Annotated in this window: 22 protein-coding genes; 14 read left to right on the top strand and 8 right to left on the bottom strand. The window is 34.2% G+C overall.

Annotated features, from left to right (window positions below):
• Nucleotides 1–144: 144 nt before the first annotated feature.
• The 3 genes from GIY83_RS22650 to GIY83_RS22640 form a co-directional block, all read right to left on the bottom strand.
• Nucleotides 145–843, bottom strand: coding sequence for a hypothetical protein (locus GIY83_RS22650; protein WP_194617127.1), 699 nt, complete (start codon nucleotides 841–843; stop codon nucleotides 145–147).
• A gap of 83 nt (nucleotides 844–926) precedes the next feature.
• Nucleotides 927–2,420 carry a hypothetical protein gene (locus tag GIY83_RS22645; protein ID WP_194617126.1) on the bottom strand — a complete coding sequence of 498 codons (1,494 nt, stop codon included), beginning with the start codon at nucleotides 2,418–2,420 and terminating at the stop codon, nucleotides 927–929.
• A gap of 145 nt (nucleotides 2,421–2,565) precedes the next feature.
• Complete coding sequence (locus GIY83_RS22640; protein ID WP_194617125.1) at nucleotides 2,566–2,979, bottom strand: DUF1842 domain-containing protein; 414 nt, start codon at nucleotides 2,977–2,979, stop codon at nucleotides 2,566–2,568.
• Nucleotides 2,980–3,329: 350 nt separating this feature from the next.
• Between GIY83_RS22640 and GIY83_RS22635 the strand changes: the two genes are divergently transcribed.
• From GIY83_RS22635 to GIY83_RS22600, 8 genes are all read left to right on the top strand, one after another.
• Entirely contained in the window at nucleotides 3,330–3,833 is a 504-nt protein-coding gene (locus tag GIY83_RS22635) for a GbsR/MarR family transcriptional regulator (protein WP_194617124.1), read from the top strand.
• Nucleotides 3,834–3,888: 55 nt separating this feature from the next.
• A complete protein-coding gene (locus tag GIY83_RS22630; RefSeq protein ID WP_194617123.1) occupies nucleotides 3,889–4,227 on the top strand; it encodes a hypothetical protein in 339 nt (112 codons plus the stop codon).
• Nucleotides 4,224–4,961, top strand: coding sequence for a YqjF family protein (locus GIY83_RS22625; protein WP_208683578.1), 738 nt, complete (start codon nucleotides 4,224–4,226; stop codon nucleotides 4,959–4,961). Before GIY83_RS22630 ends, GIY83_RS22625 begins: the two co-directional genes overlap by 4 nt.
• A 35-nt stretch (nucleotides 4,962–4,996) precedes the next feature.
• Nucleotides 4,997–5,344: a hypothetical protein gene (locus GIY83_RS22620; protein WP_194617121.1), complete on the top strand. Its 348-nt coding sequence runs from the start codon at nucleotides 4,997–4,999 to the stop codon at nucleotides 5,342–5,344.
• 18 nt (nucleotides 5,345–5,362) lie between these two features.
• Nucleotides 5,363–5,749 carry a hypothetical protein gene (locus GIY83_RS22615; protein WP_208683576.1) on the top strand — a complete coding sequence of 129 codons (387 nt, stop codon included), beginning with the start codon at nucleotides 5,363–5,365 and terminating at the stop codon, nucleotides 5,747–5,749.
• A 109-nt stretch (nucleotides 5,750–5,858) separates the two neighbouring features.
• On the top strand, nucleotides 5,859–6,767 hold the full coding sequence (locus GIY83_RS22610; RefSeq protein ID WP_208683574.1) for a TIGR01777 family oxidoreductase: 909 nt from the start codon (nucleotides 5,859–5,861) through the stop codon (nucleotides 6,765–6,767).
• A 140-nt stretch (nucleotides 6,768–6,907) separates the two neighbouring features.
• Entirely contained in the window at nucleotides 6,908–7,378 is a 471-nt protein-coding gene (locus tag GIY83_RS22605; RefSeq protein WP_208683572.1) for an SRPBCC family protein, read from the top strand.
• Nucleotides 7,368–7,550, top strand: coding sequence for a DUF1090 family protein (locus GIY83_RS22600; RefSeq protein WP_194617117.1), 183 nt, complete (start codon nucleotides 7,368–7,370; stop codon nucleotides 7,548–7,550). Before GIY83_RS22605 ends, GIY83_RS22600 begins: the two co-directional genes overlap by 11 nt.
• A gap of 369 nt (nucleotides 7,551–7,919) precedes the next feature.
• Here GIY83_RS22600 and GIY83_RS22595 read toward each other — a convergent pair whose 3' ends face one another.
• A complete protein-coding gene (locus tag GIY83_RS22595; RefSeq protein WP_208683570.1) occupies nucleotides 7,920–8,726 on the bottom strand; it encodes a hypothetical protein in 807 nt (268 codons plus the stop codon).
• Between the two features lie 221 nt (nucleotides 8,727–8,947).
• Here GIY83_RS22595 and gcvP point away from each other — a divergent pair, with 221 nt between their 5' ends.
• From gcvP to GIY83_RS22565, 6 genes are all read left to right on the top strand, one after another.
• Nucleotides 8,948–11,797 carry an aminomethyl-transferring glycine dehydrogenase gene (gene gcvP, locus GIY83_RS22590; RefSeq protein WP_194617115.1) on the top strand — a complete coding sequence of 950 codons (2,850 nt, stop codon included), beginning with the start codon at nucleotides 8,948–8,950 and terminating at the stop codon, nucleotides 11,795–11,797.
• An 813-nt stretch (nucleotides 11,798–12,610) separates the two neighbouring features.
• A complete protein-coding gene (locus tag GIY83_RS22585) occupies nucleotides 12,611–13,669 on the top strand; it encodes a 3-oxoacyl-ACP synthase III family protein (RefSeq protein ID WP_194617114.1) in 1,059 nt (352 codons plus the stop codon).
• Between the two features lie 168 nt (nucleotides 13,670–13,837).
• Nucleotides 13,838–14,365 carry a methyltransferase gene (locus GIY83_RS22580; RefSeq protein WP_173972579.1) on the top strand — a complete coding sequence of 176 codons (528 nt, stop codon included), beginning with the start codon at nucleotides 13,838–13,840 and terminating at the stop codon, nucleotides 14,363–14,365.
• A gap of 97 nt (nucleotides 14,366–14,462) precedes the next feature.
• Entirely contained in the window at nucleotides 14,463–15,311 is an 849-nt protein-coding gene (locus GIY83_RS22575; RefSeq protein WP_194617113.1) for a glycosyltransferase family 2 protein, read from the top strand.
• Nucleotides 15,312–15,389: 78 nt separating this feature from the next.
• Nucleotides 15,390–16,136, top strand: a complete 747-nt coding sequence (locus tag GIY83_RS22570) for an ABC transporter permease (protein ID WP_194617112.1) — start codon at nucleotides 15,390–15,392, stop codon at nucleotides 16,134–16,136.
• Complete coding sequence (locus GIY83_RS22565; RefSeq protein WP_194617111.1) at nucleotides 16,136–16,897, top strand: ABC transporter ATP-binding protein; 762 nt, start codon at nucleotides 16,136–16,138, stop codon at nucleotides 16,895–16,897. The genes GIY83_RS22570 and GIY83_RS22565 overlap by 1 nt, the downstream gene beginning before the upstream one ends.
• A gap of 153 nt (nucleotides 16,898–17,050) precedes the next feature.
• Here the strand turns inward: GIY83_RS22565 and GIY83_RS22560 are convergent, their stop codons facing one another.
• The 4 genes from GIY83_RS22560 to GIY83_RS22545 form a co-directional block, all read right to left on the bottom strand.
• Nucleotides 17,051–17,653, bottom strand: a complete 603-nt coding sequence (locus tag GIY83_RS22560; RefSeq protein ID WP_194617110.1) for a SprT-like domain-containing protein — start codon at nucleotides 17,651–17,653, stop codon at nucleotides 17,051–17,053.
• 88 nt (nucleotides 17,654–17,741) lie between these two features.
• Nucleotides 17,742–18,419 (bottom strand): SDR family oxidoreductase, encoded by a 678-nt coding sequence (locus GIY83_RS22555; protein WP_208683568.1) that lies wholly within the window; start codon nucleotides 18,417–18,419, stop codon nucleotides 17,742–17,744.
• Between the two features lie 35 nt (nucleotides 18,420–18,454).
• Complete coding sequence (locus GIY83_RS22550) at nucleotides 18,455–19,432, bottom strand: M20/M25/M40 family metallo-hydrolase (RefSeq protein WP_208683566.1); 978 nt, start codon at nucleotides 19,430–19,432, stop codon at nucleotides 18,455–18,457.
• A 141-nt stretch (nucleotides 19,433–19,573) separates the two neighbouring features.
• Nucleotides 19,574–20,716, bottom strand: coding sequence for an acyl-CoA dehydrogenase (locus GIY83_RS22545; protein WP_072960457.1), 1,143 nt, complete (start codon nucleotides 20,714–20,716; stop codon nucleotides 19,574–19,576).
• Between the last annotated feature and the right edge of the window lie 53 nt (nucleotides 20,717–20,769).

Here is a 20,769-nt window from a genome sequence, read left to right as displayed (position 1 = left end):
AATTTCATTTCCTAAATTAACATAACTTTACAATTCTTAAAGTGACTTAAAAGAAGATAAACTATATGCAGAAAGCCAAAGTAAATTTAATTTTACTTTGGCCTTATAAAACAAAACGAGATGATTAATCTTTAAAGAAGATTACTACTGTACTCTTCCACCTTGCACAATCCACTGTCCTCTGCTTGTGAAGGTAACCGTTACCTCTGAATTTCTAAAATCACTCAATTCAATTCTTGCAGCCTGGTTAGAAATTGTACCAAAATCAGCAAGCTGAGAACTTGAATAAGAACCAGTAGATATGTAGAATGCAAATTTTGGAGTAATAGTATTTTGATTATTTGGTGATGGAGACCAGGTAACCCCAATAAATCCATTTTCTGTTTCAATACCAAAACTCATATTACTAAACCAACCTCCATTTTCGTTATTCATTTTATCGAATGAATTAGATAATAAACCAATAGTATTGTTGGGACTTCTTTGACCTTGTATCAAACTTAAATGTGGTCCCTGCTTAGGTGGTATAGAGGCATACTGAGCCTCCCATGTTTGTTGCAAGTCAACTGCATTAACAACAGATGAATCAATACGTACACCCAAACCTACAGCGTTATTAGATGCACCAGCTCCGATAACGAATTTAGCGGGAATATTAAATTTATTTGTTCCGCCATAACCTGACATTACAAATAGATTGGCAGATGAATTTGCAAAAGCGCCATAATCTGATATTCCATCTGGTTTTTCTAAAAAACACCAGAAGTTTTTGTCATTATTACTTTCGTTTTTTAAATAAATTGTATAATTAGCTCCTGCACTTAGTGTTTCTATATTTGACATAATTTATATATTTTGGATTATTTTTCCCGTAGTTAAAAGCTTTTCGGGTCATGTTTCGTAATTATTTACTGAATACCGACAATTTATTTTTTTTGCTTTTCAGCATTAATAAAATCTATAAGTTGTTGTGTTTTCAATGCTTCTATTTCTTTAATACGTTTTGCACGTGAGTTGTCTAATTTATTGGCATTTTTACCGGTAGACGCTAAAGCCGGTTTAGTAAATAGTAAATAGTCTCCAAATAAATGACTTAAAAACAAAGGAGATTTTCCTGGTCTCTCTTTATCAAAGTTTGCAGATCGATGACAAGAGAAACAATTTGCTAAATTGCTATTGTTAATTTTATGTATATCATCTTGAAAAGTCTGTGTATAGGTTTCCATCGTAATGTTGGCCAAATTAACAGAACCTCTGGCTAACGAATCCGGAAGCGCACTTGCAATGTTTTTTGTTACAATTGCTTTCTTTTGATTTTCAGAAGAAACTCCGTCAAAATTTAACCAGATAGAACCATTATAAAAATAATTTCTAAAAACATCTTTTAAATTAGATGCTACACATTTATTGATATCCTCAATATTATTAAAATTAGCAGGTTCTGACTGACTTGTAGCCATAAAAGCACCAGTGTTTAAATCCTTTGGCACACCATATTCATAAAGAATAAAAGCTTTATTTGCAACAACCGGAGAAGTTGCACCTCTAAGCCATCTGATACCATCTATACCCCTACTTGTTCCTTTTCCATAAAACAACATTTCGCTTGCAGCCGTTACCGAATTGTTTTTCTTATCGTAAACAGGCGCCATATCTTTATGTTCAAAAGTGGCCCAGATAAATTCAGGATGATTTTTTACCACTCCCACTACGTGCATTCCTAATAATGCAACGGTTTTTTCAACATATTGCCCTTTGCTGTTTTGAACAGCGGCCTTGGTGGTAAAATAATCCTTTTGCTGTGCTTTTGCAATGGCATCGATATTAATCCAAGAAACTTTTAATTCTAAAGCTCCAACCGGAAATGTCTCTAAATTAGAAACAGGTAATTTCCCACTGTTGATCAAGGAAGCCATTAAAACTGCTTTATCTTTTAACAGCGCATTAATATGAATGGAATAATACACCGTATCTGCGACATTATTAAATTTAGGATTAGAACGTAAAACAGCACTAAAACCAGCTTGATTAATAGAACTCAACGTAAGCTTAAGTCCTAATTGTGGCGCAACATCTTCCATTTGCGGACTAACTAAATCGAGAGAATCTAAAAAGAAAGGATTTCCGCTTGGCAATGGTTTTGTTACCCACAAAAACTTTTGCCAGGACCATTGGTGAAAATCACAATTTGTAGTGGACTCGCTATCAAACGGGCTTCCGTCCCCTTCTTTTGGAGCTGGAGTCTGCTCATGTGGAAACCAACTTGTTTCGCAATTACAAGAATCAGCTGATGCAGATGCGTATGAAGATGTAACTCCATCTTTATAGATTCCGTTATTTTTATTAAAAAGAAACAGCCACAAACCAACTGCTACTATGATAATTAGCAGCAAACTAATAACAACGTATTTTTTTTTCATTTTTTTATAAGTTTAAATTGATCAGATAACAGGATTAGTCAATAAAAAAGACCGCCTGAGTCAGGCGATCTTTAAATCAAAACTCTTTTCGAGTCAGGAAATTTTTATTATCCTGTTGAATTTGTTTTTGGGGAGAAATTTATTTCTAAACCAATTCTTCTTTTAAATTTTTTATTGCTGCAACCGGTACATTTTCAACATTATGGTTGAAATATGAAAAACCTCCGGTTCCGTTCCATGCATTATCGATCGCTAAGTGAGCATCAAAATTGGCTAAAAAAGATCCAATTGCAGGAGGAGGAACACTATGAACGTATTGTCCTTGCAGACTAACTACTTTCGTAACATTTCCTATTCCTGTTGCATATATTTTTCCTGTTACCTGAACCACAATATGGCTATCAGGACCTGGTATAGCCTGAGTAATTACTACAGTACCTGAAACTGAATTTTGTGATGGTACTACTACTAAACTAAATGTAGCGATTGGAGCACCTGGTGTTCCAACATTCCCAATTGTGCCTTTTGCTAAATAAGCACCTGCTAATAATTCTGACATAACTTTTTGATTTAGGTTTCCTACTCATAAGGCTTTTCGGGGACGCCTCGTTTTTTTTAGTGGTTTCTGCTCCACCTGATTTGTTAATGCTATTACTTAGTGTTTTAAAAACATCTTAAATAATGCATTTGGGATGATTTCTATTTCAAAACTATATCAAATAAAAAGGCATATTTAATAAAATGATACAGGATGGAAATTATTGGGCATGAATGAGATAATGAATGACACAGAATATTTTTGCACGTAAAAACACCTATTCCTGCTCATTTAAAAAATTAAATGCAATTATTTTAATCAAACTTTCATTTATTTTTGAAAGTTTAAAAACTTTTACTTACATTTGATCTATGGAATTCAAAGAAGCAAAAAATAAGTTCGTACAAACCTGGGGAGCATTAGGTTCTCAATGGGGAATTAATAAAACAATGGCGCAAATCCATGCTTTATTAATGGTCTCGAACGAGCCTGTTTCTATGGAAGATATTATGGAAGAATTGCAAATTTCCCGCGGCAATACCAGCATGAATTTAAAAGCTTTGATGGATTGGGGAATTGTATATAAAGAATACAAAGCCGGAGAAAGAAGAGAATTTTTTACTGCCGAAAAAGATCTTGACGAATTGGCCGTAAAAATTGCCCGAGAAAGAAGCAAAAGAGAAATTAAACCTGCTCTTAAAATATTAAAGGAAGTTTCTACAATTGATGCCAGTAATTCGGCTGAGGAAAAACATTTTGTAGATCAAACTTCTAAATTGTATGATTTCGTTTTGAAAGCAGATAATATGCTAGATAAAATGACAGAATTCAACGAAAACTGGTTGGGTCGTTTGGTTCTAAAAATAATGAAGTAAAAAAATTTAATTAAAACTTTCATTTTTTTCTGAAAGTTTAAAACACTCAATAACTATGAAAGCTATAAATTATCTTAATTACTTCTTTGTTGGCATGCCAATCTTACTAATTCTAATAGGACTTATTTCTAGTGCAGAAATAGCCTGTTGCGGTCTACTTTCAACAATACTTACCGGTTTATTTCAATTGATTTTCGGAATAAAAATGTTAATCGATGAGCCGCAGGACAAAAACCTTCAAAACTATATAAACGGGGTTATTTTTTTCTTCTTATTGTTGTTTGTGAATGCGTTAATACTTTCATGGGAATTTGTTTACTTAATTTTAGTTACAATACCTCCAATACTTGCAATTTACTTTTCTTATATAACGTTTAAAAAAGCACACCAATGAATTTCTTAAAAGCCGAATGGAAAAACCTAGCACTTTTCAATTATGAAGTTGATGCTAAAATCTTAGAAAAATATGTTCCTGCAGGAACTCAAATAGATCTTTGGAACAACAAATGTTATATAAGCCTGGTTGGTTTTATGTTCAAAAACACCAAAGTTTTAGGATTGAAAGTGCCATTTCATGCAGATTTTGAAGAAGTCAATTTAAGATTCTATGTAAAACGTTTCGAAAACGGCCAATGGAAACGCGGCGTAGTTTTCATCAAAGAAATTGTTCCTAAAAAAGCAATCACTTTTATCGCCAACACTTTGTATCAGGAACATTATGAAACTCAGAAAATGAAACATGAAATTATTGAAGGTGATACAACCAATACTTTCATTTATCAATGGAAGAATCAGGAAAGATGGAACACGATTCAATTAGAAACTAAAAAAGGTTTAACGGAAATTAAAATTGATTCTGAAGCTGAATTTATTACAGAACATTATTTTGGTTATACCAAAATCACAAAAAACCTCACTTTCGAATACGAAGTTCAGCATCCAAGATGGGAGCAATATGAAGTTTTAAATCATGCAATTGAGATTGATTTTGAAAAAACATATGGAGAGGATTTTAAATTCCTTCAAAACATAAAGCCAACTTCAGTTTTTCTTGCGAAAGGTTCCAAAATTACAGTTAAGAATAAAAGAAAATTAGAATCTGTAAAGGATCTGGAGGAAATGGCATAATAAATTCGCGATCATTAATTTATAAATCGGCAATTATGAATCTTAATATTACAGGATATTTTATCTATCTCAGCATAACGATTTTTATCATCTTGAGAGTTGGAAAAATTTGTTACAAAAACGGAAATATTTATGTAGCAGAACTGATTCCTAATCATGCAGATATTTGTCAAAAAATAAATCAGGTTTTGCTTTTAGGCTATTATCTCTTAAATATTGGTTATTGTGCGATGACCCTAATTTCCTGGCAGAAAATCTTATCCTCAACTCAGCTTATAGAAACAATCGGGATAAAAACAGCCATCATCATTTTTATCATTTCAGTTTTGCACTATCTCAACATTATAATTCTAACCAAGTACATTGACAAATTAATCAAATAACACTTAAATTCAAATATCATGGAAACTACAAAAATCTTAATCGGTTACGGCATTTATTTACCAGTTGCTTTATTCCTTACTTATTATGTTTCTAAAACACTTTTTAAAAACGGAAAAATTTTCATGCTGGATATTTTCAAAGGCCGTGAAGAAATTGCCGAAGCAACCAACAGACTTTTTGAAACCGGCTTTTATCTTTTAAATATTGGTTTTGCTTTAATGATTTTACAATTGCAATTAGGACAAGATACTTATCAGGAACTGATCGAAAGATTGAGCTACAAAATTGGGGGATTTTCTATCTATCTTGGTGTCATGTTATTCTTCAACTTATATTTCTTTTTTAGAGGAAAAAGAAAAGCAAAAGAAGCTCACGAAGAAGAACGATTGGTTTTTAAAGCATAACTTCATATTAAAAAAGTTTGCCACGAATTTCACCAATTTTCACGAACTATATTTTTTTAATTATCAAATTGAAAATTCGTGCAATTCGTGGCTAAAAAATCACTTACAAATGAAAAAACTCATTATTGCCGCCGGAACCGGTTTTCTAGGACAAGTTTTAATTAATCATTTCAAAGATAAATTTGAAGAAATTGTAATTCTGACCCGTGGAAAATCTCAAACAATTGACGGAATAAAATATGTAAACTGGAATGCCAGAAGTTTTTCAGGTTGGGAAAATGAATTGGAAAATGCAACGGTTCTAATAAACCTTGCAGGAAAATCAGTTGATTGTCGTTATACCCAAGAAAACAAAAAAGAAATCTTACTATCCCGAATTGAGAGTACAAAGGTTTTAAACAAAGCCGTTTTGAATTGCAAAAAACCGCCACAACATTGGCTGAATTCATCAACTTCTACAATATATCGTTTTTCTCTGGATAAAGAAATGGGTGAGGTTGACGGAGAAATCGGAAATGATTTTTCTATAAATGTCGCTTTGTCCTGGGAAAAAGCATTCTTTAAAACTGAAACTCCTAATACTTTAAAAACTGCTTTAAGAACTTCAATTGTTTTAGGAAAAAATGGCGGTGCTTTTATTCCGCTTAAAACTTTGGCAAAAATTGGTTTTGGTGGAAAACAAGGTAAAGGAAATCAATTCATCAGTTGGATTCATGAAGAAGATTTTGCCAATGCGGTTGATTTTGTTATTGAGAAAGAAATTACAGGAGTAATTAACGTTGTTTCTCCGAAACCAATTCGCAATGCTGATTTTACACAGAAACTTAGAAAAGCTGTCGGTTTTCCTTTCGGGATTCCAGTGAATACTTTTCTCCTTAAAATTGGATCTTTCTTTATTCGCACAGAAGCAGAATTGGTTTTGAAAAGCAGAAATGTGATTCCGAAAAGGCTTTTAGAGAATGGGTTTGAATTTAAGTTTGGTGATATTGATGAGGCATTTCGAGATTTAGTACACTAAAACTATCCATACTTTTGTCATCCCGAACGAGGGATCACACACGAAGTTCGACAAAGAATTGTCGATATCCTATGCGGAGTTTCTAGTGTGATCCCTGGTTCCTCGGATGACAAAGATTGCGCAAAAACAAGCTTAAATCAATGACAACAATCAATCTCACAACCAAAATAAAAGCACCAAAACAAACCGTTTTTAATGCTTCGCGAAACATCGATATTCATCAAAAATCTGCAAGTCCTACAAACGAAAAAGCAATTGCCGGTGTAAGATCTGGATTAATAAATTTGAACGAAACGGTAACCTGGCGTAGGAAACATTTCGGCTTTTATCTCACACACAAAAGCCAAATTACGGCAATGACTTTCTACGATTATTTTGTGGATGAAATGGAAGAAGGAAAATTCAAATCGTTTAAACACGAACACTTTTTTGCAGAAGAAAACGGAATTACCATAATGAAAGATAAATTACAATATGAAACTCCGTTTGGACTTTTCGGGGAACTTTTCGATATATTATTTTTAGAAAAGCATCTTACTAATTTTCTTCTAGAACGAAATAAAGTTTTGAAAGAAGTCTCAGAAAAAACAGACTTAAAATATGACTTCTGATCTTGACAAAAAGGTAAAAGAAAAACAACAAAAAGTTAAAGAGAAAACTGCTGATTTGAACGAAGCGATTAAAGACAAAGAAAGTCAAGAAAAAATCGATAAAAAAAGAAAGAAATTAAACGAAGCTAAAGCTGATTTGAATAAAGCGTTGGCAGAAGAGAAAACAAAATAATTATTTTGAAATTTTTCTCTCGCAGATTTAGCAGATTGGGCAGATTTTAAAATAATCTCAATAGGCTCCAGCTTTAACTGGAGAAAAATATAATAGAATGTTAGTGGCTTTAGCCAAACTTTATCTTTCGGCTAAACCCAGATTGAATTTCATTTATTACCTCCAGCTAAAGCTGGAGGCTATTCATACAAATGATTAATAAATTTCTCTTGAAAATGAATTTTCTCTTTTTACAGTTTGCGTGAAGGATTGAGGCGGTATTCTTTTATGTAGCGGAGCGGAATAAAAGATATAGTCGAAAGCCCGGCCCGGAGGGACACGCCTAAAATATTATCATTTAGAAATCCCGATGCATCAACATCGATTTTTTTATAAAAATACAATCATCAACCACCAAAATATCGGAACGCTTTCGACCCAGAAAGAAGTATAATATTTAGATCGGTTTGAGTTTGCGAATAAGATAAACAACATGAGCATGACCACCATAATCAGATTTATAATAAGGTCATGAAAACTGAAAGACAAAATCCCCACAATCCAAAACGGAACTAAAAGCGAAAGCCCTAAAACCTTGGTGCGCTTTACGCCTATGGTTTGGGGAACGGTTTTGAGATGCGGATCGTCATTGGCCAAATCTAAAATTTCGAAAACCAGAATCAGTACAAAAACCAATACAAATCGCTGAATACACTTAATGAAAAAATTGGATGTAAACGGAACTTCTGCATTTATATAAGGCAAAACCAAAGTGGCTCCTACCCAACAAAGCGCCACGATATAAATCTTGACACCTGCCCAGTTTCGGGCATTTTTTCTGTTCGGGAAAAAGGGTAAAGTATAAAGTGCGGTGATAGCAAAAATGATAACCGAAACGATTTGTGTAATTCGTTTGAGATGAAAAAAATAATACCCAACTAAAACGAGTGAAATGAGACTTAAAACAGCGATAATTTTCAATTGATTTCCTATTGGTTTTTTCTTCACACGAACCAAAGTATCATATTTAACAAAATTATACCCCACAATTGTTCCAAAAAAAACGAACAAAGCCATTGGTTCATCATACTGAAGATGAAACACATGAAACGTAACCCAAACCAAAGCATAACAGGATAAAGCCACATGAATACTGCTATTGAGGTAAAAATCGAATATCTGTTTTAGTAGTTTCATTTCTTAAATCTAATCAATTATTAACAAATCAACTCTTTAGTTGTAAATTTCATAAAAATTGAAGTTAAAAATACCTATTAAATTATTAATAATACTTAATTTTGCGCGACAAAAAAACAACACATTTACTATAAAATGTAATAAACCTTGTGTTACACTTGATTAAGTCAAAGACAATACATCGTGAATTGCATTGCCCTTAAAAAATTAGATAGCTACAAATGAGAACAGATGCTTTTGCTTTAAGACACATTGGCCCAAGAGAAACAGATCTTCAACACATGTTACAAACCATTGGGGTTGAATCGATCGAACAACTTGTTTACGAAACCCTTCCGGATGATATTCGTTTAAAAGCACCTTTGAATTTGGATCCTGCAATGACGGAATACGAATTCGCTAATCATATTCAGGAATTAGGAAAGAAAAACAAAGTATTCAAATCATATATTGGTTTGGGTTATCACCCAACTATCGTTCCTGCGCCAATTCAGAGAAATATCTTCGAAAATCCAGGATGGTATACAGCTTACACGCCTTATCAGGCAGAAATTGCTCAAGGTCGTCTTGAAGCAATATTAAATTTCCAGACTACAGTTATTGAACTTACAGGAATGGAAATTGCAAACGCTTCTTTACTTGATGAAGGAACTGCCGCCGCCGAAGCTATGGCTTTGTTATTTGATGTTCGTACTCGTGACCAAAAGAAAAATAACACCAACAAATTCTTCGTTTCTGAAGAAATTTTACCACAAACTTTATCCATACTTCAAACGCGTTCGACTCCTATCGGGATTGAATTAGTTGTTGGAAACCACGAAACTTTTAATTTCTCAAATGAATTCTTCGGAGCCATTTTACAATATCCGGGAAAATACGGTCAGGTAAACGATTATAGTGCTTTTGTTGCTAAAGCAAAAGAAAACGAAATCAAAGTTGCCTTTGCTGCTGATATTTTATCATTAGCGGCTTTAACTTCTCCGGGAGAAATGGGAGCTGCAGTAGTGGTTGGAACTTCACAACGTTTTGGTGTACCAATGGGTTATGGTGGTCCTCACGCTGCTTTTTTTGCAACTAAAGACGAATACAAACGATCTATGCCAGGTCGTATTATTGGAGTTTCGATCGATGTAAACGGAAACCGCGCTTTACGTATGGCATTAGGAACTCGTGAGCAGCACATTAAACGTGAAAAAGCAACTTCTAATATTTGTACGGCTCAGGTTTTACTTGCGGTTATGGCCGGAATGTATGCGGTTTACCACGGACCAAAAGGATTACAATATATTGCAAACAAAGTTCACGCATCGGCGGTTACTACTGCTGAAGAATTAAATAAATTAGGCGTTTTTCAAACCAATACAGCTTACTTTGATACTATTTTGGTTAAAGCAGATGCTCAAAAAGTAAAAGTGATTGCAGAGAAAAACAAAGTTAACTTCTACTATGTTGATGCAGATACAATTTCTATTTCGTTAAACGAAACGACTTCAATTGCTGACATCAATCAAATTATTGCCATTTTTGCTGAAGCTTTAGGAAAAGAAACTTTCACAGTTGCTGAACTAACTGCTGCAAGTCAATTACCGGCTTCACTACAAAGAACATCACCTTTCTTAACACATGATGTATTCAACAATCATCATTCAGAAAGTCAGATAATGCGTTACATCAAAAAATTAGAGCGTAAAGATTTATCATTGAACCATTCGATGATTTCATTAGGTTCTTGTACGATGAAATTAAACGCAGCTTCAGAAATGTTGCCTTTATCAATGCCTAACTGGAACAGCATTCACCCATTTGCACCAGTAGAACAAGCAGAAGGTTACATCACAATGCTTAAAAAATTAGAGCAGCAACTAAATGTAATTACCGGATTTGCCGGAACAACATTACAGCCAAACTCTGGAGCTCAGGGCGAATATGCAGGGTTAATGGCTATTCGTGCTTATCATTTATCAAGAAACGAAGCTCACCGTAATGTATGTTTAATTCCTTCATCTGCTCACGGAACCAACCCTGCTTCTGCAGCTATGGCCGGAATGAAAATCATCGTTACTAAAACGACTCCTGAAGGAAACATTGACGTAGAGGATTTAAGAGAAAAAGCTATTGAACACAAAGATGACTTATCTTGTTTAATGGTAACATATCCTTCTACTCACGGAGTTTTCGAATCTTCGATTATTGAAATCACTAAATTAATCCACGATAATGGCGGATTAGTATATATGGATGGTGCAAACATGAATGCGCAAGTTGGATTAACAAATCCTGCTACAATTGGAGCCGACGTTTGTCACTTAAACTTACACAAAACATTTGCTATTCCTCATGGTGGTGGTGGACCTGGAGTTGGGCCAATTTGTGTAAACGAAAAACTGGTTCCATTTTTACCAACAAACCCAATTCTTAAAGTAGGCGGAGAACAAGCAATTACAGCTATTTCATCTGCTCCTTACGGATCTGCTTTAGTATGTTTAATTTCTTACGGTTACATCACAATGATGGGAGCTGAAGGATTAAAAAGTGCTACAGAGCATGCTATTTTGAATGCCAACTATATGAAATCCCGTTTCGAAGGACACTACCCAATTCTTTACACAGGAGAATGCGGAAGAGCGGCTCACGAAATGATTTTAGATTGTCGTGCATTTAAAGAAAACGGAATTGAAGTGGGTGATATAGCAAAACGTTTGATGGATTACGGTTTCCACGCTCCTACGGTTTCTTTCCCGGTAGCAGGAACTTTAATGATCGAACCAACTGAATCTGAAGATTTAGCAGAATTAGATCGTTTTTGTGACGCTCTTATTTCAATCAGAAAAGAAATTGAAGTTGCAACAGCCGATGATAAAAACAATGTATTGAAAAATGCACCGCACACATTGGCAATGTTAACAACTGACAATTGGGATTTCCCATACACTAGAGAAAAAGCAGCTTACCCATTAGAGTACATTGCTGAAAATAAATTCTGGCCATCAGTTCGTCGTGTAGATGATGCTTACGGTGACAGAAACTTAGTTTGCAGCTGTGCTCCTATCGAAGCTTACATGGAAAACTAAGAAATAAGTTTTACCTAAAATAAATTTCCAAACCCGACACGTTTTTAAAGCTTGTCGGGTTTATTTTTTGTTTCAAGTTTCAAGTTCAGCAACGTGAAACCAGAGGCTTTCTCAAAATCTACAATCAGAAATCTATAATGTAAAATTTAATCTGGGCGTGCCACCATCCCGGTAAAACAGCTAATTTACTGTACGCTTATTCTCCCTTTTATCGGGATGCTGTCGGGCTATCCGGTCCGCTGCGGCGGATTCCTCCTATCTCAATGTCATTAAGTTAAGATTTTAGAAAATAAAATTATTGCAAATCAAATCCGTTTTTATCCGCGTTTTTACGAAGTAAATCTGTTTTTATCCGCGTCAAAATTAGACGCTGATTTTACTGATTCGCTAAAGCGAAAACGCTGATAAAAACGGATTTTTCTAATTACGTTCTTGATTGAACTGTTAAGTAATTTTATAGATTTTTCCTTAACTTAATGACATCCTCCTATCCTCACGCAAAAACTACATTAACGCCTACAAAACTTCAAAACAAAGCGTAAGGTTTTCTATTTTTTAACACTTTTTGAAACTTCGGTTTTATTTGTAACAAAACATAAAAAAACTTTACAATTTTTCCAAAAAAAAATAAATCAAAAAACAAATCTCAATCGTTTGAAATCTCGGTAAAACTTAAAATTCGTTAGAAAATTAACAATAAATCCCACAAATAATTATTATTTCATAATTATATGCATGCATAGTATTTTTTATGATAGTTATCATGAATTTATTTATACTTTAGCAATAAATTTATCGGATAATTACTGAATAATGAAAATAAAAATAATAGGCATCGGAAGCTATATTCCAAATAAAGAAGTAAGCAATACTGACTTTGGTGATCATGTTTTTTTGAATGAAGACGGAACTCCTTTTGCTTACCCTAACGAAGTTGTAATTAAAAAATTCAAAGGTATTACCGGAATCGAAAATCGCCGTTATGCCGAAGACCAACATACCTCATCTGATTTAGCCTTTTTCGCTGCCGAAAGAGCACTTGAAAATGCTAAAATAGATCGTGAAACCTTAGATTATATCATTTTCGCCCACAATTTTGGCGATGTAAAATCTGGAACCAATCAATCTGACATTTTACCAAGTTTAGCTACTCGTGTAAAAAACAAATTAAATATTAAAAACCCTAAATGTGTCGCTTACGACATTCTTTTTGGATGTCCGGGCTGGATCGAAGGTGTTTTGCAAGCCAACGCTTTTATCAAGTCAGGTATGGCAAAACGTGTTTTGGTAATTGGTGCTGAAACGTTATCAAGAGTTGTAGACGATCACGATCGTGATTCTATGATTTATTCTGATGGTGCCGGTGCTTCAATTCTGGAAGCTTCTGATGATGAAGCAGGTTTACTATCTTACGAAAGTGCCACTTTTGCCAATGATGAAGCCAACTTTTTGTTCTTCGGAAAATCATACAACCCAGATTTAGATCCGGATATTAAATACATCAAAATGTACGGTCGTAAGATCTACGAATTTGCTTTAAGCCAGGTTCCTTGTGCCATGAAAAGCTGTTTAGACAAAAGCGGAATCGGTATTGATGAAGTAAAGAAAATCCTGATTCACCAGGCCAACGAAAAAATGGATGAAGCCATCGTTGCACGTTTCTACAAACTATACGATAAAACTGCACCTGAAAACATTATGCCAATGAGTATTCATGATTTAGGAAACAGCAGCGTTGCAACTGTACCTACTTTATTTGACTTATTGATTCAGGGAAAATTAGAAAATCATGAAATCAACAAAGGAGACGTTGTTATTTTTGCTTCAGTTGGAGCAGGAATGAATGTCAATGCATTTGTTTATAGATATTAATTTATAGTTGCAGTATTCAGTCACAGTTTACAATATGCTGAACTGAATACTGTAAACTGCGACTGTAAACTAAAAAAAAGTCCGCATTTTAAAATGCGGACTTTTTAGTATATTTGCGACCTAATTATAAAATCAAGAACGAGAGATTGTTTCGTTCCTCGCAACGCTATGTACGAAAAAACGTTTCCGAATAAAAGATTCAAACTTACCTTAGAGTTTTTACAAAAACACGTTAAAACATCAGAAACCATTTTTGATTTTGGTGTACCAAATCCATTCTCAAAAATAATGGAAGAAAACGGTTATACCGTAAAAAACACCAAAGGCGAAGATTTAGACAACGATCAAACAGCTTTACAAACAGAAGACTATACTGTTTTTACTGCATTTGAAATTTTCGAACACTTGCTAAATCCGTACACCATTCTACAAAATGTAAAGTGTGATAAATTATTAATTTCAATTCCGTTACGTTTATGGTTTTCTCCGGCATATCGTTCTAAAACAGATATGTGGGACAGACATTACCACGAATTTGAAGACTGGCAATTAGACTGGCTTTTAGAAAAAACAGGCTGGAAGATAACCGACCGCCAAAAATTCACCCATCCGGTAAAAAAGTTTGGCTTCAGACCATTACTAAGATATTTCACTCCAAGATATTATATTGTGGTAGCTGAAAAGATAAAAGCATAAAACAAATTCCAATATTTAAATTCCAAATTCCAATTTGAACCTAACCGGTAAGATTGGAATTTGGAATTTAAAAAGATTGGGATTTAATTTGACAAACATGAAATATTACATCGTTATTCCCGCTCACAACGAGCAAAATCTAATTGGTCTGACTTTGCAATCTTTGGTTTCGCAAACTGTTTTGCCATCAAAAGTGGTGGTTGTAAACGACAACTCGACTGATAAAACCGAAGAAGTGGTTTTGAGTTTTGCTAAGGACAATCCGTTCATTTCTGTTGTAAATAAAACTTCAGATGCGATTCATATGCCGGGAAGCAAAGTAATTCAGGCTTTCCAGAAAGGTTTCGAAACGCTGGATTCGGATTATGATATTATTGTAAAAATAGACGGTGATTTAATTTTTCCTCCTAATTATTTTGAAACGATAATTAAACATTTTGAATCTGATCCTAAAATTGGAATGGTCGGAGGATTTTGTTACATCGAAAAAAATGGCGACTGGATATTAGAAAACCTAACCGATAAAGATCATATTCGTGGCGCACTGAAAGCATATCGTACAGCAACTTACAAGCAAATTGGAGGCTTAAGACCCGCTATGGGCTGGGACACGGTAGACGAATTACTTTGTAAATATTATGATTGGAAAATCGTTACCGACGAATCTTTACATGTAAAACACCTTAAACCAACAGGTGCAAATTACAACAAAACAGCACGTTATAAACAAGGAGAAGCTTTTTATACGCTGGGATACGGTTTTTGGATTACCGCAATTGCATCGGCAAAACTGGCGATGATGAAGAAAAAACCATTTTTATTTTTAGATTATATAAGAGGATTCTGGAAAGCAAAAAAAGCCAAAACACCTTTATTAGTTACACCCGAACAAGCTAAATTTATAAGAAATTATCGTTTTCAGAAAATGAAACAAAAGCTTTTTTAGTTTTTAAAACTTAAAAAACTGTAAACTGAAACTGTAAACTGTAAACTAATCCTTAATTTAGCCAATATTACTAAAATTATGATGCTAATCCGTTATATATCTCAACTAGGAAGATATTTTTTAATGCTGAAAGAAATTTTTAACAAACAGACGAAATGGTCTGTGATGAAAAAATTGATTTTTAAAGAAATCGACGATTTAATAATCGACTCTCTTGGCATTGTTTGCTTTATCTCTTTTTTTATTGGAGGAGTTGTTGCCATTCAAACCGCGTTAAACTTAACTAATCCATTAATTCCAAAATATTTAATTGGATTTGCTACACGTCAATCGGTGATTTTGGAGTTTGCTCCAACTTTTATTTCGGTGATTATGGCCGGAAAAATGGGATCTTACATCACATCAAGTATTGGTACAATGCGTGTTACAGAACAAATTGATGCCTTAGAAGTTATGGGTGTTAACTCATTAAACTACTTAGTTTTCCCAAAAATAATAGCTTTATTAATGTATCCTTTTGTAATTGGTATTAGTATGTTCCTTGGGATTTTTGGAGGATGGCTTGCTTGTGCTTATGGAGGATTTTCAACCAGTGAAGATTTTATTCAGGGTGCTCAAATGGAGTTTATTCCTTTTCATATCACTTATGCTTTTATTAAAACTTTAATATTCGCAATGTTATTGGCTACAATCCCGTCTTTTCACGGATATTACATGAAAGGTGGCGCACTAGAAGTTGGTAAAGCAAGTACAGTTTCATTTGTATGGACCTCTGTTTGTATCATTCTTTTTAATTATATATTAACTCAATTATTATTAGGATAATGATCGAAGTAAAAAACATAGAAAAATCATTTGGTGACAGTAAAGTTTTAAAAGGCGTTTCGACGGTTTTTGAAACCGGAAAAACCAACTTGATTATTGGACAAAGTGGATCGGGAAAAACGGTTTTATTAAAAACCTTATTAGGAATTCATACTCCAGATTCAGGAACAATTGAATTTGACGGACGTATTTATTCTGAATTAAACCCTGACGAAAAACGAGAATTAAGAACTGAAATTGGAATGGTTTTTCAGGGAAGTGCTTTATTTGACTCCATGACTGTTGAAGAAAATGTCGCTTTCCCATTAAAAATGTTCACCAACGATAACAAAGCTAAAATTCAGGAACGTGTTGATTTTGTGTTAGAAAGAGTAAATCTTGTTGACGCGCATAAAAAATTACCTTCTGAAATTTCTGGTGGTATGCAAAAACGTGTGGCGATTGCCCGTGCGATTGTAAACAATCCGAAATATTTATTTTGTGACGAACCTAACTCAGGTTTAGACCCGAACACCTCAACTTTGATCGATAACCTGATTAAAGAAATCACCGAAGAATACAATATCACTACGGTAATCAATACGCACGATATGAATTCGGTAATGGAAATTGGTGAGAATATTGTTTTCCTAAAAAAAGGTGTAAAAGCCTGGCAGGGAACTAAAGAAGAAATCTTTAGAACCGATAACAAAGATATTGTGAAGTTTGTTTACTCTTCGAACCTATTTAAAAAAGTGAGAGAAGCATATCTTAAGGGATAAAAATTCCAATATTTTAAATTCCAATTCTGGAAGAACTCAATAAAAAAATTCCAAATTCCAACTGCATCAGTATTGGAATTTGGAATTTTTTATTTGGAATTTCCTCTCTACGGTTGGAATTTGGAATTTAAAATATTGGAATTTTCATCAGGCTTAATGATGGTTTATCAATTCTACCTCAGCATTTGGATTAAACAAATACGTTCTTCCTGAACTGATTTCGATACATTCAAAACGTTTTGTCCTAACGGCTAGTTTCTTGAATACTTTTCCGTTTTTAATTCTGAACACACTTCCGTACGGAATTTCAAAAACATAGTTTTTATCGTTTTGCGCATCGTATTGCTTTAAAGCCAAAGACAAAGTAGTATCAGTGTCACTACTCGCAGATGGGTTCTTAAAATGCCTTGCTAATAAAGGCAATAATTGACTTGGGAAAATCTCCGGACGGATAAAAGGAACCATCATACGCTGAAAGGTAAGTTTCCATTCATTTCCGTGTGGCTTTATATTTCGTCCAAACCTTTCAAACGCAACTAAATGCGAAATCTCATGAATCAACGTAATCAAAAAACGGTACTTATTTAAACTGGCATTTACCGTGATCTCATGTTTTCCACTCGGTCCTCTCCTATAATCTCCATGACGTGTTTGGCGTTCATTTACGATCTTAAGATGCACCTGATTGGCAACAATCAAATCAAAGACAGGCTTTACAGCATGTTCCGGTATATATCTGGCTAAAGTTTCGTTCAATTTCTTTTTACGTTAAAAGTTATTTGTTAGAAGTTAAAAGTTTAATATTCAGATTTGGAATTTGGAATTTCTAAAATTGGGATTTTAATTAAGGATTAGTAGAAGAAACCTCCAGCACTTTCCCGTTAAAATATTTATTTCCGTTAAGAGTAAAATCATAAATATAAGTTGCCATTGCTTCAGCAGAAATTGGGGCCTGATACCCCGGGAAAGCTTCATTTAGCATTTCAGTCTGAACTGATCCCAGAGCCAGAACATTAAATGAAATTCCCTGTTCTTTATATTCTTCTGCCAATAATTCGGTTAAGGTAATTACAGCACCTTTACTTGAACTGTAAGCGGCTAATCCTGCAAATTTAAGACTTCCTCTTACTCCGCCAATCGAGCTAATTGTAACGACATGACTTCCTTTTTGAAGATACGGTAAACAAATGCGGGTAAGATTCGCCACAGCAAAAACATTCACTTTATAAATACTTTCAAAATCAGCCTGAGTGGTTTCAGCAAAAGGCTTTAATAATAAAGCTCCGGCATTATGCACTACAGCATCGACTTTTTTCCAGGTCGAAGAAAGAAAACTGTCTACTTCCTGCAAAGCGGCTTCATCAGCCAAATCGACTGAAAGGCAAGTGATGTTTTGATGTTCTAAAAGTGTTTGAGGTATTTTTCTGGAAATGGCCAAAACCTGATTTCCGGCATTAGCAAATTGTAACGCTAATTCGTAACCAATTCCTCTGCTGGTTCCGGTAACAATAATATTTTTCATAAGGCAAAAATAAGCAAATCAGATAAAAAGACCGATTATTTATTCATTGTAATTTCTTGAGTTGGTGTAGTAGCAATTTTGGTCACAGCTGGCAAAAATTCCTGAATAAAAGAGGTCATGTGCGGAATGTCAATTAATTTAAATTCATCCGAAACATGGTGATAGAAATCGAAGTTCTCAAAATCAAAAGTACTTATAGACTGACATGGTTTCCTGAATGCTTCATAAAACGAATAATTATCTGATCTGTAAAACAATTGATACTCGGCTTCTTTTGGTAAAAACCCAATGGTCTTTTTTCCTGTGTATTCATTTATTTTTTCAGCCATATTCGATTTATCAAAACCGGTAATGTAAGCCAGATAATCGCGTTTCATTGGTACACCAATCATTTCGATATTTAATTGTGCATATAAATTGAAGTTTTGCTTTTGAAGTTTCTGCACTAAACTTTTAGAACCTAACAAACCTTTTTCTTCACCGGCAAAAAATATAAGAAGAATACTGCGTTTATTTGATTTTGTTTCACTAAAATATTTTGCCATTTGTGCAACAGCCGTAACTCCTGAAGCATCATCGTTAGCACCATTATTAATCACATCTTCCTGTTGCTTTTTCTCCAGACCAATATGATCGTAATGCGCACTTAATACCACAAATTCTTTTTTTAGCATAGGATCAGTCCCTTCAAGAACCCCAACAATATTATAGGCGGGAGATTTAAAATTAGTGAGCGTATCACGATACGAGGAGAAATAAGGCTTTACATTATTCTTCTTAAAAAAATCTTCTAAAAACACTGCTGCTTTTTCGATTCCTTTTGTTCCGGTTTCACGACCTTCTAATTCATCCGAAGAAAGATATTTTAGAAAGTCAGACACTTCAGCCTCATTTACTTTATAGGTAATTTCAAGTGGTTCCGAAATTGATTTTGACTCTTTTTCGCTTACTGTTGTTGTATTCGACTTACAGGCTAACAAAGCAAACAGAAGAAGGAAGTATAGTTTTTTCATAAAAATAACAACTGAATTAATAGCTAAGTTATTGGTTTAAAAGTATAATATTCTGAAAATTAAAAAAATTATCCATAAAAAAACCCTTTCGATGCTAAAAAAGCTGAAAGGGTATTTTTTTATAATAAAGAGAAATTAAATTTATCCCGCAATTACAGATCTTGAAATTACAATTTTCTGAATTTCAGAAGTTCCTTCGTAGATCTGAGTAATTTTTGCATCACGCATAAAACGCTCTACATGGTATTCTTTTACATAACCATTTCCTCCGTGAATCTGCACCGCTTCAACCGCTGTATCCATTGCCACTTGTGAAGCAAAAAGTTTTGCCATTGCACCACTTACATCATAGTTTTTATGCTGGTCTTTATCCCAAGCTGCTTTCATACACAAATGACGTGCTGCTTCGATATTTACTGCCATATCTGCCAGCTTAAAAGCAATTGCCTGATGATTGCAAATTTCTGTTCCAAAAGCTTTACGTTCTTTCGAATATTTCAAAGCCAACTCATAAGCTCCCGAAGCAATTCCCAAAGCCTGAGATGCAATCCCGATACGTCCGCCTGCAAGTGTTTTCATCGCAAACTTGAATCCGAAACCATCTTCTCCAATTCTGTTTTCTTTAGGAACTTTTACATCACTAAACATTAATGAGTGTGTATCAGAACCGCGAATTCCCATTTTTTGTTCTTTTGGACCAATAGAAAAACCCGGCATATCTTTGGTCATGATCAACGCATTAATTCCTTTGTGCTTTAATTCAGGATGCGTTTGAGCAATTACCAAATAAACTGATGCTGTATTTCCGTTTGTAATCCAGTTTTTGGTTCCATTTACAATATAGTGATCTCCCATATCTACCGCAGTAGTTTTTTGCGAAGTGGCATCACTGCCTGCTTCCGGCTCACTTAAGCAAAATGCTCCGTGAATTTCTCCAGATGCTAGACCCGGTAAATATTTTTGTTTTTGTTCTTCGGTTCCAAATTCCTGTAACCCCCAACAAACTAATGAATTGTTTACAGACATTACTACAGAAGCTGATGCATCCACTTTCGAGATTTCTTCCATAGCAATAACATATGAAATCGCATCCAGACCGCTACCTCCGTATTTAGGATCAACCATCATTCCCATGAATCCTAATTGTCCCATTTTTTTTACTTGCTCAGTCGGAAAAATTTGTTTTTCGTCACGTTCAATAACGCCCGGTAACAATTCGTTTTGAGCAAAATCTCTGGCAGCTTGTTGAATCATTAAATGTTCTTCGGTCAGATTGAAATCCATAGTTATATTGTTTTATTATTTCCCCTAAACCAAATTTTAAAAATTTCGCTTAG

Origin of the sequence: Flavobacterium sp. SLB02, from assembly GCF_009664855.1 — a bacterium.
In the GTDB taxonomy this organism is placed as follows: Bacteria; Bacteroidota; Bacteroidia; order Flavobacteriales; family Flavobacteriaceae; genus Flavobacterium.
The sequence above is the reverse complement of the archived record's forward strand: the minus strand, read 5'-3'. Positions and strand labels throughout refer to the sequence as shown.

Bases quoted from the DNA above. Each gene is read 5' to 3' on its own strand.
- GIY83_RS22565 (WP_194617111.1), top strand. From the start codon at position 16,136: ATGATCGAAGTAAAAAACATAGAAAAATCATTTGGTGACAGTAAAGTT.
- GIY83_RS22620 (WP_194617121.1), top strand. From the start codon at position 4,997: ATGAATCTTAATATTACAGGATATTTTATCTATCTCAGCATAACGATT.
- GIY83_RS22600 (WP_194617117.1), top strand. From the start codon at position 7,368: ATGACTTCTGATCTTGACAAAAAGGTAAAAGAAAAACAACAAAAAGTT.
- GIY83_RS22585 (WP_194617114.1), top strand. From the start codon at position 12,611: ATGAAAATAAAAATAATAGGCATCGGAAGCTATATTCCAAATAAAGAA.
- GIY83_RS22555 (WP_208683568.1), bottom strand. From the start codon at position 18,419: ATGAAAAATATTATTGTTACCGGAACCAGCAGAGGAATTGGTTACGAA.
- GIY83_RS22635 (WP_194617124.1), top strand. From the start codon at position 3,330: ATGGAATTCAAAGAAGCAAAAAATAAGTTCGTACAAACCTGGGGAGCA.
- GIY83_RS22630 (WP_194617123.1), top strand. From the start codon at position 3,889: ATGAAAGCTATAAATTATCTTAATTACTTCTTTGTTGGCATGCCAATC.
- GIY83_RS22645 (WP_194617126.1), bottom strand. From the start codon at position 2,420: ATGAAAAAAAAATACGTTGTTATTAGTTTGCTGCTAATTATCATAGTA.
- GIY83_RS22625 (WP_208683578.1), top strand. From the start codon at position 4,224: ATGAATTTCTTAAAAGCCGAATGGAAAAACCTAGCACTTTTCAATTAT.
- GIY83_RS22595 (WP_208683570.1), bottom strand. From the start codon at position 8,726: ATGAAACTACTAAAACAGATATTCGATTTTTACCTCAATAGCAGTATT.
- GIY83_RS22550 (WP_208683566.1), bottom strand. From the start codon at position 19,432: ATGAAAAAACTATACTTCCTTCTTCTGTTTGCTTTGTTAGCCTGTAAG.
- GIY83_RS22615 (WP_208683576.1), top strand. From the start codon at position 5,363: ATGGAAACTACAAAAATCTTAATCGGTTACGGCATTTATTTACCAGTT.
- GIY83_RS22610 (WP_208683574.1), top strand. From the start codon at position 5,859: ATGAAAAAACTCATTATTGCCGCCGGAACCGGTTTTCTAGGACAAGTT.
- GIY83_RS22580 (WP_173972579.1), top strand. From the start codon at position 13,838: ATGTACGAAAAAACGTTTCCGAATAAAAGATTCAAACTTACCTTAGAG.
- GIY83_RS22545 (WP_072960457.1), bottom strand. From the start codon at position 20,716: ATGGATTTCAATCTGACCGAAGAACATTTAATGATTCAACAAGCTGCC.
- GIY83_RS22640 (WP_194617125.1), bottom strand. From the start codon at position 2,979: ATGTCAGAATTATTAGCAGGTGCTTATTTAGCAAAAGGCACAATTGGG.
- gcvP (WP_194617115.1), top strand. From the start codon at position 8,948: ATGAGAACAGATGCTTTTGCTTTAAGACACATTGGCCCAAGAGAAACA.
- GIY83_RS22570 (WP_194617112.1), top strand. From the start codon at position 15,390: ATGATGCTAATCCGTTATATATCTCAACTAGGAAGATATTTTTTAATG.
- GIY83_RS22575 (WP_194617113.1), top strand. From the start codon at position 14,463: ATGAAATATTACATCGTTATTCCCGCTCACAACGAGCAAAATCTAATT.
- GIY83_RS22650 (WP_194617127.1), bottom strand. From the start codon at position 843: ATGTCAAATATAGAAACACTAAGTGCAGGAGCTAATTATACAATTTAT.
- GIY83_RS22605 (WP_208683572.1), top strand. From the start codon at position 6,908: ATGACAACAATCAATCTCACAACCAAAATAAAAGCACCAAAACAAACC.